The organism is Paenibacillus sp. R-74696 (genome assembly GCF_055814915.1).
On record NZ_JBPULM010000018.1, the window covers coordinates 152,248 to 176,313 of the forward strand.

Below are 24,066 nucleotides of genomic sequence, written 5' to 3' on the forward strand. Positions count from 1 at the left end.
AGAAAGTCAAAAAAAAAGACTGGCCGAGCCTATCATTAATCAATGATAGGCCCAGCCAATCTAATTCATAAATCGGGGGATGGGCACTGCAGCATCGGGGGATGAGTACTGCAGCCTATTAAATAAAGATTTGTTAGATTAATAAAGAATGTTCCAAAGCCGCAACAGCAAGGCAGTAGCTTCGGCTCTAGTTGTCAAACCGGCTGGCACAAATTTATTGCCTTCCCTGCCCTCTATCAGCCCATTCGCACGGGCATTGTAAACATGTGCTTTGACCCAGGCTGGAATGCTTGCATCATCGGTAAAGGAAGCACCTTCCTGAGTATCAATCTCCCACTTCATTGCCCGGGAGACCATGGCGGCCATTTCAGCCCGGCTTACCGTTTGCTGCGGCCTTAGTGTCCCGTCGGAATACCCTTCGAGTATACCCTCAGCTACTGCTGTCTGAACCGCCTGTTGGGCCCAGACTGGAATACTGTCCTTATCGCTAAAGGGCATCGTAATCGATTCATTGCCAACCGGGATTTGAAGGGTGCGAAGCAGCATAAGAGCAAACTCTGTCCGAGTTACGTAGCCATTAGGCACGAAAGTTTCAGCACTCATACCCTCCACAATTCCAAGCTTTGCTGCTTCGCAAATATTTGATGAAGCCCAATGATTATTAATATCTTCAAAGGTACATGAAGAGCCTGCGTTCCCAGTATCGGAAATGCGATTAATCTTTAACGTATACGTTTTTATCGTTCCATCCTCGGCTTGAACCGTGATGGTGACACTATTTTCTCCCACTACTAAAGGAACCGTCTTTGTCTTAATTACGCGTTCTCCCAGCAGCCTAGCTGTTGCCATGGCATGAGCAGGCGCCATTTGCAGCTCGACTTCTTTGGTATTCGTACTCGTTATATACTCCGTAGTCCCGGGTGCAAATATTGGCGATAGCTCTATAGCCTTACCGCCTGCAAAGACGTTTAAGTACGCCAGATTTGCATCGCTAGAGCGCGTTACGGATGGTGAGGATGGTGAGGTTGGAGAGGTTGGTGCGCTCACTACGCTAAAGCTTGCAGCTGCTGCATCAAGCACATTTCCATATTCATTTTCCACTTCGCCCCCAGCTACATTCACTCTGTACAAGCCAGTGCTAAGCGTGCCGTTTAACGTCAACGTGTAGGTTAGCAAAGACTCATCAAACGTTGTCGTATAAGAGGAAAAGGCTTGTCCATCCTTCGTCATGCTGATCAGAGGCTGTGCATTTGCAGAAGTCAGCAGAGCCCCATCATGGATCCAATATACCGACTCGCTCACAGTCACGGAGACTTGGGCCGGCGGCACAACGAATGACTGCTGATCGTTAAAGCCACTGAATGCAACGACGGGTTTCGAGTTATTATCCTGTATAAAGGGATTAGATACGGCATCGACCACATTGCCTACTTTGTCTAAGGCTCGAATGTGCAAGTACCAGTCGCCATTAACATTGGTCTGACTTAATGTATCCTCGTTATTGAAAGCCGTCCAGCCTCCGGTCGGAACAGCTGTGCCTTGCGTCCACGCATACAGCATTGAGGAAGGCTCCACGCCGCTTTGCGTGTCACTAACCGTGACTTTGCTTGAGGCGCTTGCTGCAGACGTTACTCCTCCATTTATGCTGAATGCTACCTCTGGTGGAGTTGAATCGATTTCTAGCGCAATTCTGTACGCTTGGTTTGGATAGAAATAAGGCTCGACGCGAACAGGAATAATTGTATACGCTATTGCTCCCGCCACATTGATTGTTGCCGCATTGCCGCTCGTTATAGATTGATTATTCACATAGACCAAAATTTCATCTGGATCTGTCATCGTTGGCGTTAGATGGGCACTGGATAACGATTGCCCATCATAATAATAGGTGTACGATGTGACGGAGACGTCAAAGGCTTCCGTAAAATCCCCTTCTTGCAGCTTTAAATCGATCAGCTTGCCTGGTACGGTGCTTTGACCATAATCGTCGTTCCCCCAGGCAATGACGCTTCCATCTGCTTTTATGGCAAGTGAATGCTCAGCTCCAGCAGCGATGGACACCACATTTTGGAGGCCAGCTGGCACACTAATCTGACCGCTAGCATTGCTTCCCCAAGCGACGACGGTGCCGTCCGCTTTTAAGGCAAGTGAATGGTCAGCTCCAGCAGCAATGGACACGACTTGGTCCAATCCAGCCGGAACCGTGCTTTGACCACTATCATTATTCCCCCAGGCAACGACCGTGCTATCCAATTTCAAGGCTAGCGAATGGTTGTCCCCAGCAGCAATGGACATGACTTGATCCACTCCAGCTGGCACCGTGCTTTGACCATCATTATCTCTTCCCCATGCAATGACCGTATGGTCCGCTTTCAAGGCGAGCGAGTGAAACTCTCCTCCGGCAATAGCAACTACTTTATCTAATCCGATCGGAACCGTGCTTTCACTATAAACATCGCTGCCCCATGCGGTAATCGTGCGGTCCGCTTTCAACGCAAGCGAATGATTGGCTCCCGCCGCAATCGATGTTACATTTTCGAGACCGACAGGAACGGTACTTTGGCCATTACTGTTGCTTCCCCATGCAGCGACGGTACCGTTCGATTTCAGCGCAAGCGAGTGACTAGCTCCTCCAGCGATCGACTCCACGCTTCCTAGTCCAGCCGGTATCGCACTTTGTCCATCGCCATTGTCTCCCCATGCGGAGAGAGTTCCATTCGATTTCAAAGCGAGCGTATGGGACCCGCCCGCAGCAATTCTGCTTCCTTTAATGGGGGAAGCATAGCCTGCCGGAATGTTCTTCTGTCCATTCCCATTAGAACCCCACGCAACGACTGTACCATCTGCTTTCAGGGCAAGTGAATGAAACCAGCCGTTAGTAATCGCAACCACATCATTCAGTCCCGCAGGTACATCCGCCTGTCCTGCACCATTTTCTCCCCATGCAACAACAGTCCCATCCGCTTTCAGGGCCATTGCAGTCGATCTGTTTGCAGAGATCGATACTACTTTACCATCTGCTGCATCAGTGGGTATTACCGCTTGACCGCTTGAATTAAGTCCCCATGCGACGATCGATCCATCCGATTTTAATGCCATCGCAAAAAAGGCTCCTGCGGCGATTGACACTACGTTACTCAGACCAACAGGGACATTCGATGTGGGATTGCTCCCCCATGCAATGACCGTGCCATTCGTCTTTAATACGAACGAAGCCTCTTTTCCGGCAGCGATTGAGACTACATCCGTCTTTGCTGCTGGGGGTATGCTCAAATGATCATAGGCATTATTGCCCCACACCACGACCGTACCATCCGCTTTCAAGGCGAGCGAAGAGCCTCCTCCTGCAGCAATGGCTTTTACCCCTCCCGCTGCTAATTCATTCGGAATTGTCGTTTCCCCTCCGCTATTGTTTCCCCATCCGACGACTGTGCCATCTGCTTTTAGGGCGAGTGAATGATCACTCCCAGCTGCAACAGAGATGACATGGGCAAGGCCGATCGGCACATTCGTTTGGCCCACATTATTGTGTCCCCATGCGACGACGGTACCATCCGCTTTTAACATGATGGAATGGTTAGCTCCTGCGGAAATCTGTACGCCCTTCACGCTTCGCATGCCCTCTTGTGCTGCATTAACGGTATTCCGCCCATAGGGTGTAAGTAATCCCATTAACAGCACGAGGATAAGTACAGGGTAAACCATCTTTCTTGCTTGATTAAATAACAATATGTACACCTTCTTTCATGCCAAAAATTTTGGTTGAAATTCCCTTGTTGAAATTTTAACAAATCCCCGTGAAAGAATAATGAAAGACTTTTGGCTAGGTCCCGAAAGAAGCCAGCGTTTAAACTTCTACCCTCTACTATAGGGAATGGCACGACTTGGAGGACACAGCAGCCGCTATTTCAACCGAATCACTGGTTTGGGTACAGGCTGCGGACACAGGAGCCGCTAATGTGCTGCCTACCTTCATTTTGAGAGGAATGTGAGAGCAATAGCGAATCTCCTGTCCGCTTACGACCTGAAATGGGATTAAGAGCTAGAATAGCGGAAGCTCAGTCCGCCGAAAAAGGAGTGAGCTCCCAAAGCTGCGCGGTCTCCGTCACAGTGCTTTCTGTAGCAGTAGGTCTCTGCACTCCCGATAAAACTATCATTGAGATTTTGAAGGGAAAGCTGCGGCAGGGTACAAGGTAGATTTTGAAAACGGGTCTGCATGATCTGGGTAAACCAGTTTTTGCTGGCTAAACGATAAAAAGCAGTTATCACAAAAGAACGCTTTTGTGATAACTGCTCCTATGAGTAAGCTTCGCAACGCAACGCACCGTAACAATTACAGTGGCAGAATTTACTCCTTATTGGAGTCTCTCAATCTTTTTCGGGCAACTCCGGTATTATAGGCCGCTTCTATAACAGCCTCTCTTACCTTCTCCACTACCTTCTGGTTGAATACGCTCGGAATAATATACGTTTCGCTCAATTCTTCATCCGTCACAACGGATGCAATTGCCTGAGCGGCCGCAAGCTTCATCGCTTCATTGATTTCACTCGCCCGGCAATCCAAGGCGCCGCGGAAAATTCCCGGAAAGCAAAGCACGTTATTGATCTGATTCGGCTTGTCGGACCGCCCTGTCGCCATAACTCGAACGTAAGGCTCGGCCAGCTCCGGATCGATCTCCGGTACGGGGTTAGCCATTGCAAAGACGATTGGGTCCTGCGCCATGGACTGGACGTCTTCGACCTTGAGAATATTCGGAGCCGAAACGCCAATAAATACATCCGCTCCCTTGATCACTTCAGACAAGCTGCCTGTTTCCAGATGCGGATTCGTTAGCTCGGCAAATGCCGTCCAATGAGGATTGCCATACGAGATGCTCCGACTAATGGCGCCATCGCGGTCCACACCGATTAAATTGCGCACGCCTGCCGCCAGAAGCATCTTCGAGCAAGCAATGCCCGCTGCGCCGATACCATTCACAATGACCTTAATATCCGACATTTGCTTGCCGGTAATCTTGAGCGCATTGAGCAGCCCGGCCAGGATGACTACAGCCGTTCCATGCTGGTCATCGTGAAACACGGGGATGTCCAGCTCCCGCTTCAATCGCTCCTCGATTTCAAAGCAGCGCGGTGACGAAATATCTTCCAAATTGATGCCTCCGAATGCCGGAGCGATGGCCTTTACGATGCGGATAATTTCTTCGGTGTCCTTCGTATCCAGGCATATCGGAAAAGCATCCACACCAGCAAATTCTTTGAACAGCATGGCCTTGCCCTCCATCACGGGCATGGCCGCCATCGGCCCGATGTCGCCAAGCCCAAGTACGGCCGTTCCGTCAGAAACAACGGCGATCGTATTGCGTTTGATCGTCAGCGAGTAGGCCTTATTCGGCTGTTCCGCAATCGCTGTACAAACTTGGGCGACACCGGGGGTATATACCCGCGATAAATCATCACGGTTTTTCACCGGAATTTTGGAGGTAATCTCAATTTTACCGCCCAAGTGCACAAGAAAGGTCCGGTCCGACACATGAATGACTTTAACGCCTTGCAGCTTCTCAAGCGATTCGACAATCTGCTTGCTGTGTGCCTGATCGGATACGTTAACGGTAATATCGCGGACGGTGCTCGTACGGCTCGACGAGATCACATCAATTCCCACGATATCCCCGCTTATCCTTTCAATCGCGGCGGCGATATCGCCAAGAGAAGTTAGTTGTTTATCAATTTGCAGCCGAAATATCATATAGGTGCTGGCACCATTTGCTACGGACATGTCGCTCTCTCCTTTTTTGGTCACTCTATTTATGAAAATGGCTTTTTTATCTCTTGTCCAACAGCTCCACTCCCGCAATGCCCGGGTTTGTCATCTCATACGGATCGAGAATGATTTGGAGCTCCTCTTCCGTCAGCACATTGTAAAGCAGGCATAGCTCACGAACCGGACGGCCTGTCAAAATGGCTTCGCGCGCAATTCGGGCTACGACCTCATAGCCAAGATGCGGGTTGAGCGCAGTGATAACTCCGACGCTTTTCTCCACATACTCTTTGCAGCGCTCCACATTCGCTTCGATCTCTTCCAAGCAATGGGCCCTGAAAACTTTGAATACTTGATTCATCATGCTGAGAGATTGCAGCAAATTAAATACAAGCACAGGCTCCATGACGTTAAGCTCCAACTGCCCGGCTTCAGAGGCCAAACAAATCGTATGATCATTGCCGATGACCTGGAACGCCACCTGATTGACGACCTCCGCCATAACCGGATTGACCTTGCCCGGCATAATGGACGAACCCGGCTGGCGGGCGGGCAAATTCAATTCCCCGAATCCGGCACGCGGCCCGGAAGCCATCAAGCGCAAGTCGTTGGCGATCTTGGACATGTTGATCATGCATACTTTGAGCGCAGCGGACACCTCTGTATATGCATCCGTATTTTGCGTAGCGTCGACCAAGTGTTCTGCATTAGTAAGCGGCAATCCGCTAAGCTCGGCAAGCGATTCAACGACCCGCTTAATATAGCGGGGATCAGCATTGAGGCCGGTTCCAACAGCTGTTGCTCCCATATTGACCTCGTACAAATGGCCGCGGGTCTGCTTAATCCTTTTAATATCACGCTCCAGAACACGGCTGTATGCCTCAAACTCCTGCCCAAGTCGAATAGGTACGCCATCCTGAAGATGTGTTCGTCCCATCTTGATAATGCCGTCGAACTGCACGGCCTTTTTTCGAAACGTCGCCAGCATTTCCTCCATCGTCGCAAGCAGCTTCTCAATTAAAACAAGCGTTGCAATATGAATGGCCGTTGGGAAGGCATCGTTGGTCGATTGGGACATATTCACATGCGTATTGGGGCTGACTTTAAAATAATCGCCTTTGGTTCCTCCGAGCAGCTCTATCGCCCTATTGGCGATGACCTCATTGGCATTCATATTAATAGACGTGCCCGCTCCGCCCTGTATCGGATCAACGATAAATTGCTCATGCCATTTGCCGTCCATCACTTCCTGTGCTGCTTGCATAATCACTCTTCCAGTGTCTGGGTTCAGCTGTCTAATCTCCATGTTTGCTGCAACCGCCGCATGCTTAACGATGGCCATCGCACGAATCAACTCTTCATGAATGCGGTAGCCAGTAATTGGAAAGTTTTCTACCGCTCGCATCGTTTGAATGCCATAATAGGCGTCTTCCGGCACTTCTTTAGAGCCAAGAAAATCTTTTTCGATTCTGAAATGAGCTGACATTGGACGTTCCCCCTTGTTATGAGCTTATGAGCTTATGAACTTTTTTTGAGCGTCTCCAAATATTGTTGTCCCTTACTCTGATCATATTGTTTCTCCCATTTCGCCATAACAACCGCGGCAATGGAATTTCCAAGGACATTGACTACTGAACGGGCCATATCCAAAATCCGGTCAATACCCGCGATAAAGGCAAGCCCTTCGAGCGGAATGCCGACAGATCCAAGGGTGGCCAGCAGAACGACGTATGAAGCGCCCGGCACCCCGGCAATTCCCTTCGAAGTCAGCATCAATACGAGCACCAGCATAATTTGAGAGCTAATCGGCATGTGAATGCCGTACATTTGCGCAATAAACAATGCCGTTATCGCTTGATATAAGGTTGACCCATCTAAATTAAACGAATATCCGACCGGTATGACGAAAGAGGTGATTGATTTCGGAACTCCGAACTTTTCCATCTTCTCCATCATCTTAGGAAGCGCTGTTTCGGAGCTTGCTGTCGAGTACGCCAGTATGAGTTCATCTTTCAAAATGCGAATGATCGATATAAGACTGGTGCCGCATATTTTCGTAATTAGGCCAAGAATAAGCACCACAAACAAAATCATGCCCACATACACGGCCAATACTAATTTCCCCAAAGGCAGCAGCGAGGCGATGCCAAATTTGGATACCGTCATGCCGATTAATCCAAAGACGCCGATTGGAGCAAATTTCATAATTTGATTCGTTACCCAAAACATCGATTCGGCAAGACCTTGGAAAAAAGAAAGAACCGGCTTCCCTTTTTCACCGATAGCGGCAATGCCCAGACCTAGAAATACTGAGAAAAAGATGATGGCGAGCATATCGCCGGCTACTAAGGATTCGAAAATGTTTTTCGGAACAATATTCACAAATGTATCCATGAAGCTATGATTGGTCACTTTTTCCGTTGCTTCCACATAACTCGTGATGTCCGACTTGGCTAACCCCGCCATATTGACACTGGCACCGGGCTGAAAAATATCCGCGATGAGCAGGCCGAAAACAATAGCTGCTGTCGTGACAATTTCAAAATAAAGGATCGTCTTCCCACCCAGCTTGCCGAGCTTTTTAATATCTCCTACACCCGCTATTCCGACAACCAGGGAGGAGACGACAATCGGAACGACAATCATCTTGATTAATCGTATGAAAATGTCTCCTGCCGGTTTCAAGTAGCTTTCGATGGTTGGGTTGCCATAAAAGATAGCCCCTACGGCTACCCCTAATACGAGGCCGACTAAAATTTGAAAAGCCAAACCAAATTTTTTCATCATGCTTCCCCTTTTCTATAGGTTATTAAGCGCTTTCATTTTGTGTAGTTTCGGTGTTTCTTTGAATGGTCTCATTGTATGGGCAAGCTACACAAATCTATTCGAATCTACAAATTCGTTATAAGAATTTATAAATTTCGGCATAATGAGGAGACAGAAGGGCGCTTTTCACGAAGGAAAATGGGAAATGATGTCGAATGACTGTTACGTCATGCAAGAAAGGGGGCTGGGATGCAGCATTGAGAGACAAATGGCTTTTGCTTCTGCTCATGGTTGTTTCGGTGCCGCTTGCGGGGGAATTGAATTTTTATCCGTTTCATAATGATTTTCGAGTCAGTTTGGGAACACCAGCCTTCTTCTTGTTTTTACTCTGGCTGAGGTTTCCTTCCCCTTTTGTTTCCGGCCTGCTTGTCGGTGCCGCGGTTACCTTTTTTCGCACGGGGCTTGAGGTGGCCATCGAACCGGCCAGAAGCTGGGACGCTGCTTTTCTGCACCACTATCCGGTATTCTTCTATTATTTGACCTATGCGGTGGCATTTAGAGCTGTACGACTGAATCGTTATCATAATCGCCCCATTATTCTCGGTTTATTAGGCGTGACGATTGAAATTGCTGCATCGCTCACAGAGCTGCTGATACGCTATTCAGTTACGGAGCAGGTCGTGAGCTTCTCAACTTGGAATCAAATTTTGCTCATCGGGATTTTCAGAAGCTTCTTTGTGCTTTCCTTATTCAATCTCGTCATGCTGCGGCAGTCGAAGGCGGCCGAAGAGCTGACGCGCAAGGAGAATGAGAAGATGCTGCTGCTCATCTCGGAGCTGTATGAGGAATCCATTCAATTGAAGAAAACGCTGCACAATGCCGAGAACATCGCTCGGGACAGCTACGGACTCTATCAATCGTTAAAAGCTGAATATCCCGCGCCGCTTGAAGAGCTGGCTCAAAAGGCTCTGCAAATTGCCGGACAGGTTCATGATATCAAAAAGGACAATCAACGCATTTATGCCGGACTGTCCGGCTTAATCACGCACGAAAGCGAATATATGCGGGTGGAAGCCTTAGTCGATATTGTTCTACGATCCAATCAGAAATATGCCCGCTCGCTCGGCAAGCAGATCGATTTCTCATTGCACACGGAGGGAGTCTTTCCTTTGTGTCACGTATACGTTTCTTTGTCCTTGCTCAACAACCTGGTCGTGAATGCCGTTGAAGCATTAAATGAAACAGGCACTATTCGAATCGAAGTTAAGCGGAAACAGGAAGCTGTTGTTTTCACCGTAGCCGATAGTGGCCCGGGCATTGCACCCAAGTATCGGGAGAAAATCTTTATGCCCGGATATACGACGAAATACGATGAAGCCGGCACTCCCTCTACGGGCATTGGCCTTGCTTACGTCAAGCAAGAGACAGAGCGGCTGCTCGGAACCGTCCGAGTTCAAGCTGGCAGCGATGGAGAGGATACTATTTTCACGATCACACTGCCTGTGGATCAAATAGGAAAGGAGGAGTAGAACGATGCGTTTCTTTATTATTGATGATGATCCGGCCGTACGCTCCATGCTGGAGCAAATGATTGAGGATGAGGATTTGGGAAGTGTTGTAGGCGAAGCGGAAGACGGGGCGCATGTCGATCATACTTTGCTCGACCTCAAGCAAGTGGATATTGTGCTGATCGATTTGCTGATGCCCATTCGTGACGGCATAGAAACCGTTCGAGCCCTATCAAGCAGCTTCAAGGGAAAAATCATCATGCTATCTCAAGTGGAATCAAAGGATATGATCGGCAAAGCCTATTCCTTCGGAATTGAACATTATATCACCAAGCCCGTCAACCGATTGGAATTCATTTCGGTTGTTCGCAAAGTTTCCGAGCTGCTGCGTCTGCATCAATCGCTTCGAGATATTCAAAAATCGCTCAGTTCCCTAGGCTTAGGCGGCGCATTAACAGAGAAAGACCCGTCATCCAGTGATAAAAGCATCATCACTTGCGGAAACTACGTTTTATCGGACCTTGGGCTAATCGGCGAAGCCGGCTGCAAGGACCTGCTGGAGATGCTCGATTATTTGTTCCGTTATGATCGCGATCATCCATTGGAGCAGGGCTTCCCTCCGCTTCAAGAAACCTACCAGCAGCTCGCCCAGAAGAAGCTAGGCCCCACCGCTTCTGCACCCGACTTGAAAAAAGAGGGCAAAGCCGCCGAGCAGCGGGTACGGCGGACGGTGAATCAGGCGTTAACCCATTTGGCCTCTTTAGGGTTGCTTGATTATGCGAATCCAAAGTTCGAGCAATACGCGAACAAGTTTTTTGATTTGAGCGATATCCGCAAACGGATGAAGGATTTGGAGAATGAAGAGGCTGATTCCGCCAGCTTGATCCGCCAAAACACCAAGAAGTTTATTCAGGTCCTATATTTTGAAGCTAAAAAGCTAATGAGCCAGCGGTAAATAGGAGCGGCCTGCGATAGACTGCATCATAATGACTTGCAGCTCCTTCTCCGCCATACGTCCCTTTTACGGAAAAATGAAAAAGCAGATCTGTCCCGCTCAAGGGCAGATCTGCTTTTATTTAATTAGGATTAAGTAGAAGGATCACCATTTCTTCTCGGCTGATCGTTTGGTTCGGCTTGAAAGATCCATCGCTAATATTGAATATGCGAGAAATAAGCATAGCGAACTCCGCACGTGTGATTTTGCCATTAGGCTTGAACTGTTCTGCCCCATAACCATCAATAAAATGCAGCTTCACAAATGTATGAATCGTCTTATCAGCCCAATGTCCTGTAACGTCAGCAAATTTAGTCTCCATATTCGCTTCCTTCGCTTCTGCTACCTTGGCTTCGATGGTTTTAACCAGGTTGGCTTGGTTAACCATACCGTCATTAAATACATCAACCATCGGTGATGTCGGTACTGGAGTCGGAGTCGGTGTTGGTGTCGGAGCTAGTGTTGCTGTCGGAACCGTCACCGTTCCCCCTCCTGATATACCCGATCCCCCGCTTCCTCCTGTATGTAGAATTTTGTCTATCCTGCTCATTGTAGAACGGCCTTCTATAAAAACATATCACCCAAATGGGGGGATATGGAGGCTCTTAACCAAACATTTCCATGAAAAAGCCAGACCAAAAAAGCGCCAAGGACACATCATGTGCTTCGACGCTTCGACTACTTTTAACTATACATTTTCGCTTGTCGCACTCTTCCCATGACGGCCAGCATCAGCAAGATTATAGTGGCTAGCAGGTAATAGACGTATATCCCTTGATCCAGGCCTTGCGGTGTCGACCCTATAAAATCCAAAGCCTCCCACTTGTTAAAGGGACCTAGATACCACAGCAGCATAAATACCACTTGAAACAGCTTGCCATTCCCCGACCATATGCCCAATGCTACAGCTAATGCAGGTATAAACAATCCGCCAACGGCCATGGCCATTAAACTATCCCATTCACCCGCAATAAGAAAACGAATGAGGGCACCGCTGCCCGTCAAATAAGCCACAATAATGCCAGCCAGCCACAATCCGATAAATGTATTCCGAACGGGATGCACCGCTGTAAAAATCAATGAATGGGTACGGTAATACGTTTCATTTGTCCCCATGGTCGACCAAATGAGGATAGGCAGCAGCCAAGTAAAAGGGACAACATACGCTGCTACGGTTTCAATCGGTAATACTAATCCTAATACGATCATAACTAGCGCTGCCAGGTACCACCACAAACGCTGCCCTTTGAGCATCAGACGCAGTTCCAGAGCTAATGTTGTAAAATAGTTTGTTTTCCACTTTGCAGCCGCATAAGGAGTTAACTTTATATCCGTCTCACTCCTAGATGCAGGCTTACTGTATGGCTCCGCATTTTCCGTTTCATTGGGCTTGCTGGTTTTATTTATTTTAACGTAACGTGTCAAATCAAACCGGTGAAAAAAGAATGAAGCCACTATTGCAATTATGACTGCCGCAGCAAGCCAAGCATACCGTTCTATAAACATCTGAATCGTCCAATGTACACCGTTCCAGTTGTAGGTTAGCAGCTCTCCCCTCAAGGGGCTTATCCCTGAGATATGGCCCCCATGGCTATTAGAAATCCTTTCATTCGCCTCACTCGACATGTTGATAATGATTGGCGAAATCCCGAGTATGTCCTTGATAGAATGAGTGGCATTAGTCGAGAAAATCAGCGAAAAGATCCATATTATAAAATATATTAAATTGCCTAATCCCTTACGCAGCCATGGTACCGCTTCAAAAAAGATAGCAATTGAAGCCACCAAAGCCATCGTTGGCAAGGTCGAATACATAAATGGAAGCCATAACGCGACCAAATCAACCGCGTAATCTTCCCCTCTAATCAGCTGCATGGCAAGCGCAGATACCATTAATACAGCAACGATAGACAGCAAGTATACGAAGTTGCTCCACATTTTACCCATGGTGTACATCCATCTAGTAATCGGAGTCGTCGCAATAATTTGCCCAACCCCAGTCTGCACATCTCGTTCTATTGCATTTTTCACTAGAAAAAACGCCGGAAGACTTAATAGCATGGATGCTAATACCGCTACTCCACTCCCGACCCATGCAGAGTTATATAGGCCGCGCATAGATTGCAGCGATAAGGTTAAATAATTTTCATCACTTGAAGGGATGTACTTATATACGAGGAACATGGACAGGAGCACAGTAATCAAAAAACTATAGCGCCGAACCCTTTCCAAATAGTCCGCCTTCATCATATGAAAGAGAATACGAAGCGAGGTCATGCTATTGCCCCCTGCTTGCTTGCTGAAATGTAATACAAATACGCATCCTCTAACGTTGGCGTCACCAAGCGGCTCTCCGCTGAAGGCTGCGTATCGGCAATAACCCTTACACGCACCCCTTCACTGGTTTGAATGGTGCTGCTGACCAGCAATTGTTTGCGCACCTCCACCCATGTATGACTCGGTATTAGCCACTCCCAAACTTTCCCGACCGTCGCTGCTAATAATTCGCTTGGTGCTGCCTGTATGACACTTCGTCCTTGGTTGACAATGGCGATATCGGTCGCGGTCGCTTCGATGTCGGATACGATATGGGTGGATAAAATAACAATACGTTCTCCTGATAGCTCGGATAGGAGATTACGAAACCGAATACGTTCCTCCGGATCAAGTCCCACCGTGGGCTCATCCACAATTAATAGCTTGGGATCGTTCAGCAACGCCTGTGCTATGCCCACTCGCTGTCTCATCCCGCCTGAAAAACCGTTCAACGGTTTTTTGCGCACCTCATGCAGATTAACCAGGTGCAGCAGCTCGTCAATTCTTTTTCTTGCGATTTTATAATCCAGCCCTCTGATTGACGCCAAATATTCCAAAAACTCAACCGCATTTAAATGCGGGTAAACGCCAAAATCCTGTGGCAAATAACCTAAAATGCGTCGTACAGCATTGGGATCTTTCGTAATATCGATACCATTCCAGCTCACCTTTCCGCCTGTTGGCTGGGTAATGGTCGATAGAATTCTCATCAATGTTGATTTTCCTGCACCATTCGGGCCAAGCAATCCCAAGACGCCTGTTTGTATCTCTAGCGATAAGTCCCGAAGCCCATAAAAATCCCCCTTATATTTCTTGCTCACGCTTTCAATCAATAATTCCATAATTGCCCCCGCCTATATGTATGATGATTACACCTGCTCTATTTTGCTAATATCCAAGGTTATCCTCTGCAACTTACTTTAACTAAAAATTACCTATTCCGCGTCTGCCTTAGGTTCAGTTCATTACTAGACTTTGGTCTCGGAGAGAACGGAGAGCTTGCATGGGACGGACAATAAGAAAAACCGTCAGAGAGATGCGTCCTGACGGTTTTATTAGGTTTATTGCATATCAATCAACCGGAACACTTAAGGCATTACGCAGATGCTTAACATCGTTCATTGGGGGACGTCCAAACATGCGGCCATACTCCCGGCTGAACTGCGAAGGACTCTCGTAGCCAACGCGAAAGCCCGCATCAGCGGCTTCTAATCCCTCCGAGAGCAGCAAGCGGCGTGCTGTCTGCAGTCGGATAGCCTTCTGATACTGTAGTGGGCTTATCGCCGTTACCCTTTTAAAATGCTTGTGCAAAGAAGAAGGGCTCATGTTTGCTACCTTCGCCAATTCTTCGATCACAAGAGGCTTGGAGTAATCGCGGTTAATCAGATTGATTGTTTTGAAAATGCTATGCGCATAGCTGCCGACTATGGCAAATTGCCTGATTAAAGCTCCCTGCTCACCTTGCAGCAAACGATAAAGGATCTCGCGGGTGATATGCGGCGCAAGAAACTGAATATCTTCAGGTGTATCTAGAAGTCTGACAAGCCGAAGCAGCCCATCAAGCAGCAGATGATCGGATTGGCTCACCAATATGCCTCGCCCCGTCTTTCCGTTCCATTGGGAGCTGCTCTTATGGATAATGTCCATAATATCATCTGGGTTAATGGATAAATGAAGGCTCAGATAAGGAATATGCGGCGAGGCTAAAGTGATTTTCCCGATTACAGGCAGATGCACTGAGGTGACCATGTAGGTGGCCGGATTGTACACGTAATTTTCCCCGGCCAGCATTGCAGTCTTTGAACCTTGTGCGATCACGTACAGTGAGGGCATATTGACCGTATGCGTCGGCTCCGACATATGGCTGGCGCGCCTGAAACAAAGGTCCGGCACTGCTGTGGCGTGTGTTCCGTCCGAAGGCGCGTGACGTTGAATAAGAAGAATCAGTTCTTGTAGATGAGCAGAAATCTTAGGGGAGTGGACGAAATTGTGCATGCTTCATCTTTCCTTTCCGCGAACTCTGATGGCTAATTATATCCACACCGGATAGGATTAGGCAAGAATAGGACATGATTGATCTACCCGATTCAATCGAATTTTTCTTAAAATGTACTTGCAAGGCCAAGAGATCACAGAAAGAAGGATTGGGCTATGAGCTTGGAAGGAAGAATGGAGAATAAAGTCGTCGTCATTACGGGTGCAAGTAGCGGAATTGGAGAAGCAACAGCACTGTTGCTAGCCGAGCGCGGAGCAAAGGTCGTCCTTGGGGCGCGCGGAGTGGATCGACTTGAAGCGCTGGCGGCACGCATTACAAATAGGGGTGGCGAAGCTGTTTATGCAAGCACTGACGTGAGACGGCGTGAGGATATGTGCAGACTCGTTACGCTGGCATGCGAACGGTACGGGAAGCTAGATGTTCTCGTCAGCAATGCCGGTGTTATGCCCATTTCCCCTCTCGATGATCTGTGCGTCGAAGATTGGGAGGACATGATTGACGTCAATATTAAAGGCGTTTTGTATGGCATAGCTGCAGGTTTGCCTATCTTTCGAAAACAAGGTTTCGGGCATTTCGTGAACACTGCTTCTACAGCAGGACATAAGACCGTGCCGAACCAGTCGGTCTACTCCGGAACGAAATTTGCTGTGCGCGCGATCTAGGAGGGGTTGCGCCAAGAGGCTGGCGATAAGCTGCGCGTAACCATCATTTCGCCCGGTATTGTGCAGACGAATTTCACGGAGGGCATGACAGACCTGGCATTAAGAGATCAACTCGCCGCCATCCGGGATAAACTAGCAATGACACCGGATGCGGTGGCCCGTGCGATTGCATACGCAATCGAACAACCAGATAATATCGATGTGAACGAGATCGTGATTCGTCCCACCGCTCAAGTGTAGAGTAAATAAAAGGGCCTATTTTCCCCATTCCCCTATTGGGGAACTACCGAGAGACATTCTTGTTAGCAGCACTTATCATCCTACAACTACAAAAATCAAAGGAGCAGCCCCTTTGTGGGCACGCTCTTAAAAAACTTGCTCCCACTTAGGGTAAGGTTTAGCTTAACGGGGCTATCAGCGAATATGCATTTAACGCCTAACAGGCTTATATAACCGCTGCTAGCCATCCTTTTTCACCCAACTTAATCCCCTGAACGATCTTCCCCGTGCAGCTCAATCATATGCTGGCCATGGATCTCTCCCCAATCGTTAAGTGCCTGTAACACTGTACTTAAGCCTTTGCCGTATTCTGAAATGGAGTATTCCACTTTCGGCGGAATTTGGTTATACACCTTGCGATAAACGATGTCGTTATACTCAAGTTCTCTTAACTGCTGCGTGAGCATCTTTTTATTGATATCCGGTATTGCTCTTTGCAGCTCGCTGAATCTCATGATGCCGTTCGAAATAAGCTGAAGCAGAATGACTGACTTCCATTTCCCCACTAAAATATCCAGTGCCGATTCAAACTTGCAATATGATTTCATTAAAGCCCCCCCATTTCTTCATTTCCTTATGCTTGGTTAAGGTAACCTTTTGTTAACTATGTTTAGATAAAGTGCCTACTTCCTTAAATCATGGACTAAGGTCTATTATACCTTTAGCAAGTAGCGAAAAAGTAGTTAGGAGGCAGCATGATTCATGAATATCGCGTTATGGATCGTTCAAGGTCTAGCAGCACTGGGTTTTGTTTACTCAGGATGGTTGAAGGCATTTCAGTATGAAAAAGCCCAAGCTTCTTGGGGATGGGTAAAGGACGTTTCAAAAGGGTTTGTAGTTTTTATTGGATTAGCAGAATTACTGGGGGCAATTGGAATCATTCTGCCTCAAGCGACAAATATCTCACCGGTGCTGACGCCAATTGCCGCAACAGCACTTGCCGTAGTCGTTCTCTTCGGTGCCCTCTTTCACATGAAGCGTAAGGAATATCGAGAAATTAGCGTGAACATCGTCTTTTTCGCATTCGCTGTATTCGTTGCGATCAGTCGTTTTTAGGTAGTAGCTCTATCAAATAAAAACAACATCCCATCCGAATATTGACGGAAAAGGATGTTGTTTGGGGGCATTTAGCGTTAACTTATGGCCAGGAAATTTCACCTTTGATTACCTGAGCGCTCATCTCCAAGTCACCTGTATTTTTGAAGTCTGGATGAGCCTTTTCCATGGCCGCAATCAGCTCTTTGGAATCTTTGGCCTTCTCTGCCGCAGCTTCAAATTCAGCAATGTAGTCTCGGGTGAAGGTTATACTGGATACCTCTCCGGAGCTCTCACCCAGGTAATGACCAGGGATAGCCCGTTCCGGATTCAGCGCTAAAATCTGGTCCAAAAGCTCGCGCCAGTGATCACGACTCTCTGGAGTCTGGTTGTCTGCCATCCACACATGCACGTTTTCGTAAATTGGAACACCGCCAAGGACCGTCTTTTTGGAAGGCACCCAGAGGACCGTATGAGACGGATCTGAACCACCAAGACCGATTACCTGTATAGCTTCGCCATCTACTGTCAGTTGATCTCCGTCAAGGACATCAGGAATGATCTGTGCTGTCGGGGCGTTTTCTTTCAAAATCGGATTCCAGTAATCATTCTTAATCTGGATCGTTTCTTTAATCCCTTCCACAGTAAGTGGGGTAGCGACAATTGTTACATCTGGAAATGCTGATTGAATTTCTGACAGACCAAAGTAGTAATCTGGGTCCTTATGGCTGATATAGACTGTAGTCAGTTTCTTTCCGGTGTCTCGAATCATTTTGACCAATTGCTCGGCATCATTCTTTTGGAACTGGGCATCGACGAGCACCACTTCATTCGGCCCTTCGATCAGGCTTGAAGAGACAGGAAAAATACTGCTTTCTCCTGGATTGAATGTCGTAATCTTAAGATCCACCGCCGGTGCTTTATTTTCTTCGCTCGCGGTGTTCGTGGTAGCCGTCGCAGCATTCGTTTCAGTATTCGCCGTACTCGCTGTACCCGAGCATGCGCTAAGTATGAACATAAAACAAACTAACAAAATAACTCCAATTGATGATTTCTTGCTTAACATTTACAAAACTCCCTCTCTTTATAAACCTAATGTTCCTTTCACACTCCATTAATGTAACAATGAAAGTTACAGGTTAAGTTGTAATTATTATAGTTACAAACCATCCGCTTTGTCAAGTATCTTTTCAAGGTGAGGTTAATTGCGCTACAGCTAAAATCAGACATGCAATAACCTTTGCCAAAAAAACAAAAAACGAGCCCCTAAAATCTCTTCTAGGGCTCGTTTAGCGTTTAGGGAATCATTTTACGTTCTGATTGCAGAGCTTAGTCCAAAAGCGAGTACATGAGGATGCTTTTAACCTTGGTATCTTTTATGTAAAATGTCATAACATCCGCATAATTCGCCGTTTCATACTGAAAAACAGCCTCTTCGCCAGGTGTTCCGTTTCCAAACAGATGACCTTCGGGATAGGCTTCCCTTAGCTTCTTGACACTATCGCCGACTTTGATATTTCTAACCGTGGAATATTTGGAGTCGGTCATTTTAATATGGAATATATAGAACTTTTTGTCCTCAGTCGCATCAATAGTTTTTATCTCAAGCCCTGAAAATTTATATCGCTTCTCGGTAGAACCAAGCAGTCTGTCCATATTTAAATCATCGTATTTGGAATAGGTGTGGGATTTTTTCTCGACCGCATTTCCCAGCATGCTTTTAAGCTTTTCATCATCAACAATGTCAGAAATAGCGACGGTATGGTCGTTATAGACAAAGGCAAGCTCCTTTAGAATTACATTCCCGTCCTTTTGAATGATGCCCTCCTTGATTACCTCGGAACCAGAGCCATTGCCAGCTGAATGACCGGGTGTTGGACTGGCCAAAGTAGCAGTGGAGGCAGCCGCCTGCGAATTATTCTGATTGGTCTGGCAGCCTGCCAAAAGTGTCGTACGCAATACGACCAGCAACATCAAGGCTGTTGATTTTCTTAATGCTTTCATTTTTACCCCTCCATAAATTAAGTTATTTCATCTTATGGGGTTATTATAGGAAAACCGTTTATTAATGTAATAACAAACATGTATCATTCTTGTAACTTCACAGCAACGGAAGAACGATGGAAACGGTGGTTCCTACATTCACTTTGCTTTCAATGCTCAAATGCCCGTTGAACTTCTCAGCTATTTCTTTGCACATGGATAGGCCAAGTCCCGATCCTTTGGCAGCATTTGAATTTCTGGCTCTGTAGAACCTTTCTTGGACCCGTGCAATCTCATCCTCATCAATCCCTATACCTTGATCGCTTATTTGTATGACCGCTTCATTCTGCCGGATAAACGTTTCCATTCTTATCTGCGTTTTGGGATTGGAATATTTTATAGCGTTGTCTAGAATATTTGCAATGGCGTGTGACATCAAGATTTGATTTACATATACGAAAGCCGATTTGCCCAGCTTAATAACCAACTCTATATCCTTATTTTCGGCTTTTCCTCTCATATCTACTGCCATTTGGTCAATTAGAATAGATAAATCGGTCTTTTCCGGGCCAATCTCCTCCGGGCCTGCCTTGTCAAACCGGGATAGCATCAATAACTCATTGATGAGCAGGGTAAGCCGATCTGATTCATTTACAAGATGAGAATAAATTTTTTGCAAATCCTTATTCTCATTTTCACCCTCATATAAATACTGGGAGAACCCTCGGATAGCAGCGAGCGGTGTTTTCAATTCATGAGATACGTTGGAGACAAACTGCTTCTGATACTGTATATAGTCGCTCAGTTGAATACCCATCCGGTTTAATCCTGCTGCAAGCATCCCCAGCTCGTCCTTCCTGTTCAATTGCACCTGCTGAAACTGTTGCTTGGAGAAGCTCTCTGTTGCACCAAGCAGATATTTAATCGGTTTTGTTGTATTACGGGCAATGAATAAACTGGAAAGAGTGATCAGAACAAGGAATCCACCTGCCCCAACAAAGAGGATATAACGAATTTTGTCCATGATATCAAAAAAGTAAGAGATGTCCTCCACGAACTCAAACACAAAAACATTCTGATAATACTTATCCTGAATGGGTATGGAGAAATACAGCTGATGATTGTCTGTGATCGTGTAAGAATAATTCCCCTTTAAGGCATTTTGGATATTCCCCGGAAAAATCTGGGGTGTCCCGTCATTAATGATGATTCCATCCACCGCTAGTCCCAACAGCTTCTGATTACTGTCATAGATCCGCACTTCCTTGCCTGAAGCCTTTAACCTTTCCAGAGCGCTTCTTGGCACATCCGAGACTTGCCCCTCCACAGATGCTTTTTCATGCTTTGCCAGTATCTCTCTAAATGACAATTCGTTTAAATCCGCTTTTTCCATCATTTGCTTTTCTATGGTCGCGAAGCTGAAGTAATCAATCGCTTTATTGACTGAAATAATAATAACGGCAAAGGACAATACCGAAAAAAATAAATAATTCAACAAAAGGCGGGTTGCATATTTCAGGTGGAGCCACCTCCAAGCTGATAACCGAATCCGTAAATGGTTTTCACGTATTTTGGATTTTCAGCGTCATCCTCCAGCTTCTTCCTTAACCGCATGATCGTCATATCTACGCTGCGACTGTCCCCCAAAAAATCATATCCCCATACGATCTCCAGCAGTTCATCCCTTGTAAAGATTTTCCCTGGCCTTCTCAGCAGCGTTTCCAAAATTTTAAATTCTTTTGCTGTCAGCGAAATCGGGATTCCGTTTTTCAGCACCATCCTGGTTTCCAGATCAAACGCCAGTTCTTGATGAGTAATCCGAGTTTCTTCGTCACTTTTTGTCGGATCGATGTTCTCATATCTTCTAAGCACAACTTTGATTCTCGCAATGAGCTCCCGGTTATCAAATGGTTTGGTCATGTAATCTTCTGCCCCAAGCTCAAGTCCTAAAACTTTATCTATGATTTCATTCTTTGCCGATAGCATAATAACTGGAATCGCTTGCTTCTTAATGATTTCCTTGCATAGATCATAGCCGGAGTAGTCAGGCAGCATTAAATCCAGTACGACCAAATCCGGCTGAAAGGTATCTAACATTTTAAGTCCCATACTGCCATTCTCTGCGGTCTGCACCCGAAAGTTTTCTCTTTTGAGCACAAGCTCAATTAAGTCTCTAAGTGCCGCTTCATCATCAATTACAAGAATTTTTTTCACTTGATCCCTCTCTCCCTTCAAGTATGGATATTCATTTGCCTCCTGCCATGCAAATCCTTTTCCACTTCTTTTACATACCCCCTATCAGTAAAATGGCCACCTAATGGGTGGCCAAAAACTAATGATAAGCTATTACAACCTTTTGCTAACCGGAATCCATACCTCACATATTCCTCCAATTGAACAACGGTCTCCACGAATTTATTTATAGGACGGTAGCCCAAGTCGTTTCTGATTTTATTGCAGTTATACGTCATTCTTATTGGGTTTCCATCAGTTATGATTAGCGTTTTGTTCATAGCATACGCCATACGTAAAGTAAACTCATTTTCTGTATAGTTTCCGTCCACAGCGTTGTAGACCTGGTTTACTGCCGCAGAATGCGTCGCTGCTAATACACACATCTCAGCTAGATTACCCGCATGCACCCATGGTGTCAAATCCTCAGAATGAATCCAATCCACCTTTTCTGCCGCAGCAAGCTTTGCGATCAGCTTGTAGCCCCAGTGGGAGCTATCCCTTGCACCCTCTTTGAGACACTTTGTGGCAATTTTGTCCCCTACAGTTCCGGAAATACCTGTAACAAAAATAACCTTATCACGAAGCCTCATTTAAATCCCCCTTTATTTAAATTCTACTCCGTATTTATTGAAGATGGCCTCGTACTTATTTTCAAATATGGTCCATCGATTTTCTGCTCCATACTTCTCCTGCAAAGCCTTTAAATATTGTTTTGCCGCTGCCTTATCGTTGGATTGCAACAGCAATTGAAAGCTCTCCTCGCCCAGATGCAAAAATGGACCCGAAATGTAATAGTCCACAACAGACCTCGCACTGGTCATCGTATCATAGAAATGAATAACTTCTTCCAATCCGTTTAACAGCGTTTTTTTCAACTCATCCCTATCCGTATCTGGAGAAATGGCAAAGCGAGCCGGAACAGCCCGGGCAATCGCCTCGATTCTTGCTCTGTAGTGACACTCCGCCTCCTTAGGCTCCGTCAAAATCTCTTTCGATTGAATTTGCGCTAACTCCGCCGCATAAATGCCGCAGTTCACATAAAACATAACATTGTCCGCCGAATTGCCCGAGGATTTTTGGAAATTGAACATGTAGATGAGACCTTCTGTTGCTTTACTGAAATTTAAACTCTTCTTTGCAAAGCCATGCTGAGCAAGGAACGGCTTTACATCCTGTTTAATCAGATCGTTAAAAAGCTGCTGCAACACAATCCCTCCTAGGTAAAATTGCCATACCTGCTGTCTAGCTTTTATTTAATACTGCTGAATCCGGTTTATGACAAAGTCTTATGCACGTCTGTTACTTTTATTATATGGATCGTTTTTCTGGAGTCTACCTCCTTTTCACCTGAATTATCGATTTGTCAAAATATGTTTTCGCCCGGAAGAAGCCGGCTTTCTTGTTCTTTTTGATTATGCAGCTCCTCTCTCTTACAAATTTGTAAGGAAGAAGCTTGATTTTGTAATCTAAATCGATACATTCTTGGATTGCTTGTTAACTATAATCGAGTAAGTATTAAAATGGGGAGGTTATTAGATTGAACGAGATAAGCGGATATGTTAAGGCCGTCATCATGGGGATGATTGAAGGGCTAACCGAATTTCTGCCTGTATCGTCTACAGGCCATATGATACTGGCGGGGCGCTTGCTGGACTTTGAAGGGGCTGTTGCCGATACTTTTAAGATCGTTATTCAGCTTGGGGCGGTTCTCGCCGTGCTAGTTCTTTATTGGAAAAGGTTTCTCGGATTTTTGAAGGTGACTCCCGCAGCGTTGAAGCGACCGGGCATTAATATTATCCATGTCATTATCGCAATGATCCCCTTCGTCATTACCGGTTTCACAATCCACGGCTTTATAAAGGAGCGATTATTCGGCCCTGCGCCCGTGCTTATCGGACTTGTCGCCGGTGGTGTTCTCATGATTATCGCAGACAGGTATAGAGGAAAAGTCAATGCGGAGACAATGGATGACATTTCATATAAACAGGCTTTCGGAATCGGCTTATTTCAATGCTTGGCCGTATGGCCCGGGTTCTCGAGATCCGGATCAACAATTTCCGGAGGGATGCTGCTTGGGACAAGCCAAAAGGCGGCGGCTGAATTCACGTTTATCGTCTCCGTTCCGATTATGTTCGGAGCTACTGCCTACGATCTCTATAAGAGCAGAGACTTCTTGACCTCCGCCGATATTCCGTTATTTCTCATCGGCCTGGTTGCGGCGTTCATCGTCGCCATGATTGCGATTATAACTTTCCTAAACTTGGTCAAAAAGTTGAGATTGTCATGGTTTGCCTATTACCGGTTCGTCCTAGCAATCGCCTTTTTTATTATTTTATATTTATAAGACTGATTAGAAGTCTCATGTTACCTAATTCATATCGCCCAAGCCGAGGCAGCGATTAATAATCTCCCTTCAAACCACCGAAGGGAGATTTGTGAGCCCGTACGAAGTTTCAAGCAAATCTGGTAAATATGTATTATATTGTGGCGTGAATAGATTGCGAAAATCATGATTTACATAATATTCTAAATAT

At 46.4% G+C, this 24,066-nt stretch carries 19 protein-coding genes and 1 pseudogene; 5 read left to right on the forward strand and 15 right to left on the reverse strand.

All coding sequences use genetic code 11. From position 1 onward, the window contains the following. Positions 1-138: 138 nt before the first annotated feature. The 4 genes from ACSR9A_RS05025 to ACSR9A_RS05040 form a co-directional block, all read right to left on the reverse strand. Positions 139-3,729: an S-layer homology domain-containing protein gene (locus ACSR9A_RS05025; protein WP_473756010.1), complete on the reverse strand. Its 3,591-nt coding sequence runs from the start codon at positions 3,727-3,729 to the stop codon at positions 139-141. Positions 3,730-4,348: 619 nt separating this feature from the next. Then, positions 4,349-5,776: an NAD-dependent malic enzyme gene (locus ACSR9A_RS05030; protein WP_473756011.1), complete on the reverse strand. Its 1,428-nt coding sequence runs from the start codon at positions 5,774-5,776 to the stop codon at positions 4,349-4,351. Positions 5,777-5,822: 46 nt separating this feature from the next. Continuing rightward, positions 5,823-7,244, reverse strand: coding sequence for an aspartate ammonia-lyase (gene aspA, locus ACSR9A_RS05035; RefSeq protein WP_473756012.1), 1,422 nt, complete (start codon positions 7,242-7,244; stop codon positions 5,823-5,825). Positions 7,245-7,276: 32 nt separating this feature from the next. Continuing rightward, the gene (locus ACSR9A_RS05040; protein ID WP_473756013.1) at positions 7,277-8,542 is read right to left on the reverse strand and encodes a cation:dicarboxylate symporter family transporter; all 1,266 of its coding nucleotides are present in this window, start codon (positions 8,540-8,542) and stop codon (positions 7,277-7,279) included. A 239-nt stretch (positions 8,543-8,781) separates the two neighbouring features. Between ACSR9A_RS05040 and ACSR9A_RS05045 the strand changes: the two genes are divergently transcribed. Both ACSR9A_RS05045 and ACSR9A_RS05050 read left to right on the forward strand, forming a co-directional pair. Continuing rightward, on the forward strand, positions 8,782-10,053 hold the full coding sequence (locus ACSR9A_RS05045; protein ID WP_473756014.1) for a sensor histidine kinase: 1,272 nt from the start codon (positions 8,782-8,784) through the stop codon (positions 10,051-10,053). 4 nt (positions 10,054-10,057) lie between these two features. Beyond that, on the forward strand, positions 10,058-10,987 hold the full coding sequence (locus tag ACSR9A_RS05050) for a DNA-binding domain-containing protein (RefSeq protein ID WP_473756015.1): 930 nt from the start codon (positions 10,058-10,060) through the stop codon (positions 10,985-10,987). A 121-nt stretch (positions 10,988-11,108) separates the two neighbouring features. Here ACSR9A_RS05050 and ACSR9A_RS05055 read toward each other — a convergent pair whose 3' ends face one another. The 4 genes from ACSR9A_RS05055 to ACSR9A_RS05070 all read right to left on the reverse strand — a co-directional run bounded on the left by ACSR9A_RS05055 (position 11,109) and on the right by ACSR9A_RS05070 (position 15,337). Further along, entirely contained in the window at positions 11,109-11,576 is a 468-nt protein-coding gene (locus tag ACSR9A_RS05055) for an S-layer homology domain-containing protein (RefSeq protein ID WP_473756016.1), read from the reverse strand. A gap of 134 nt (positions 11,577-11,710) precedes the next feature. Then, the gene (locus ACSR9A_RS05060) at positions 11,711-13,303 is read right to left on the reverse strand and encodes a hypothetical protein (protein WP_473756017.1); all 1,593 of its coding nucleotides are present in this window, start codon (positions 13,301-13,303) and stop codon (positions 11,711-11,713) included. Next, the gene (locus ACSR9A_RS05065) at positions 13,300-14,184 is read right to left on the reverse strand and encodes an ABC transporter ATP-binding protein (RefSeq protein ID WP_473756018.1); all 885 of its coding nucleotides are present in this window, start codon (positions 14,182-14,184) and stop codon (positions 13,300-13,302) included. The genes ACSR9A_RS05060 and ACSR9A_RS05065 overlap by 4 nt, the downstream gene beginning before the upstream one ends. 229 nt (positions 14,185-14,413) lie before the next feature. Next, entirely contained in the window at positions 14,414-15,337 is a 924-nt protein-coding gene (locus ACSR9A_RS05070; protein ID WP_473756019.1) for an AraC family transcriptional regulator, read from the reverse strand. Between the two features lie 174 nt (positions 15,338-15,511). Between ACSR9A_RS05070 and ACSR9A_RS05075 the strand changes: the two are divergent. Then, positions 15,512-16,240 (forward strand): annotated as a pseudogene (locus tag ACSR9A_RS05075) (SDR family oxidoreductase). A 242-nt stretch (positions 16,241-16,482) separates the two neighbouring features. On the opposite strand, the gene ACSR9A_RS05080 reads toward ACSR9A_RS05075, so the two are convergent. Continuing rightward, positions 16,483-16,827 carry a winged helix-turn-helix transcriptional regulator gene (locus ACSR9A_RS05080; protein ID WP_473756020.1) on the reverse strand — a complete coding sequence of 115 codons (345 nt, stop codon included), beginning with the start codon at positions 16,825-16,827 and terminating at the stop codon, positions 16,483-16,485. A 154-nt stretch (positions 16,828-16,981) separates the two neighbouring features. Between ACSR9A_RS05080 and ACSR9A_RS05085 the strand changes: the two genes are divergently transcribed. Then, positions 16,982-17,335, forward strand: a complete 354-nt coding sequence (locus ACSR9A_RS05085; RefSeq protein ID WP_473756021.1) for a DoxX family protein — start codon at positions 16,982-16,984, stop codon at positions 17,333-17,335. Positions 17,336-17,417: 82 nt separating this feature from the next. Here ACSR9A_RS05085 and ACSR9A_RS05090 read toward each other — a convergent pair whose 3' ends face one another. The 6 genes from ACSR9A_RS05090 to ACSR9A_RS05115 all read right to left on the reverse strand — a co-directional run bounded on the left by ACSR9A_RS05090 (position 17,418) and on the right by ACSR9A_RS05115 (position 22,740). Further along, on the reverse strand, positions 17,418-18,380 hold the full coding sequence (locus tag ACSR9A_RS05090; protein ID WP_473756022.1) for an MBL fold metallo-hydrolase: 963 nt from the start codon (positions 18,378-18,380) through the stop codon (positions 17,418-17,420). Positions 18,381-18,643: 263 nt separating this feature from the next. Further along, positions 18,644-19,318: a hypothetical protein gene (locus tag ACSR9A_RS05095; protein ID WP_473756023.1), complete on the reverse strand. Its 675-nt coding sequence runs from the start codon at positions 19,316-19,318 to the stop codon at positions 18,644-18,646. Between the two features lie 97 nt (positions 19,319-19,415). Further along, positions 19,416-20,795, reverse strand: coding sequence for a sensor histidine kinase (locus ACSR9A_RS05100; RefSeq protein ID WP_473756024.1), 1,380 nt, complete (start codon positions 20,793-20,795; stop codon positions 19,416-19,418). 17 nt (positions 20,796-20,812) lie between these two features. After that, positions 20,813-21,511, reverse strand: a complete 699-nt coding sequence (locus ACSR9A_RS05105) for a response regulator transcription factor (protein WP_473756025.1) — start codon at positions 21,509-21,511, stop codon at positions 20,813-20,815. A 17-nt stretch (positions 21,512-21,528) separates the two neighbouring features. Beyond that, positions 21,529-22,122: an NAD-dependent epimerase/dehydratase family protein gene (locus ACSR9A_RS05110; RefSeq protein WP_473756026.1), complete on the reverse strand. Its 594-nt coding sequence runs from the start codon at positions 22,120-22,122 to the stop codon at positions 21,529-21,531. 12 nt (positions 22,123-22,134) lie between these two features. Further along, complete coding sequence (locus ACSR9A_RS05115) at positions 22,135-22,740, reverse strand: DUF4304 domain-containing protein (RefSeq protein WP_473756027.1); 606 nt, start codon at positions 22,738-22,740, stop codon at positions 22,135-22,137. Between the two features lie 338 nt (positions 22,741-23,078). Between ACSR9A_RS05115 and ACSR9A_RS05120 the strand changes: the two genes are divergently transcribed. Further along, entirely contained in the window at positions 23,079-23,876 is a 798-nt protein-coding gene (locus ACSR9A_RS05120) for an undecaprenyl-diphosphate phosphatase (RefSeq protein WP_473756111.1), read from the forward strand. Positions 23,877-24,066: the final 190 nt, after the last annotated feature.

Coding starts and splice junctions, on each gene's coding strand:
- ACSR9A_RS05030 (WP_473756011.1), bottom strand. CDS start 5,776: ATGTCCGTAGCAAATGGTGCCAGCACCTATATGATATTTCGGCTGCAA.
- aspA (WP_473756012.1), bottom strand. CDS start 7,244: ATGTCAGCTCATTTCAGAATCGAAAAAGATTTTCTTGGCTCTAAAGAA.
- ACSR9A_RS05040 (WP_473756013.1), bottom strand. CDS start 8,542: ATGAAAAAATTTGGTTTGGCTTTTCAAATTTTAGTCGGCCTCGTATTA.
- ACSR9A_RS05050 (WP_473756015.1), top strand. CDS start 10,058: ATGCGTTTCTTTATTATTGATGATGATCCGGCCGTACGCTCCATGCTG.
- ACSR9A_RS05055 (WP_473756016.1), bottom strand. CDS start 11,576: ATGAGCAGGATAGACAAAATTCTACATACAGGAGGAAGCGGGGGATCG.
- ACSR9A_RS05060 (WP_473756017.1), bottom strand. CDS start 13,303: ATGACCTCGCTTCGTATTCTCTTTCATATGATGAAGGCGGACTATTTG.
- ACSR9A_RS05065 (WP_473756018.1), bottom strand. CDS start 14,184: ATGGAATTATTGATTGAAAGCGTGAGCAAGAAATATAAGGGGGATTTT.
- ACSR9A_RS05070 (WP_473756019.1), bottom strand. CDS start 15,337: ATGCACAATTTCGTCCACTCCCCTAAGATTTCTGCTCATCTACAAGAA.
- ACSR9A_RS05080 (WP_473756020.1), bottom strand. CDS start 16,827: ATGAAATCATATTGCAAGTTTGAATCGGCACTGGATATTTTAGTGGGG.
- ACSR9A_RS05085 (WP_473756021.1), top strand. CDS start 16,982: ATGAATATCGCGTTATGGATCGTTCAAGGTCTAGCAGCACTGGGTTTT.
- ACSR9A_RS05090 (WP_473756022.1), bottom strand. CDS start 18,380: ATGTTAAGCAAGAAATCATCAATTGGAGTTATTTTGTTAGTTTGTTTT.
- ACSR9A_RS05095 (WP_473756023.1), bottom strand. CDS start 19,318: ATGAAAGCATTAAGAAAATCAACAGCCTTGATGTTGCTGGTCGTATTG.
- ACSR9A_RS05110 (WP_473756026.1), bottom strand. CDS start 22,122: ATGAGGCTTCGTGATAAGGTTATTTTTGTTACAGGTATTTCCGGAACT.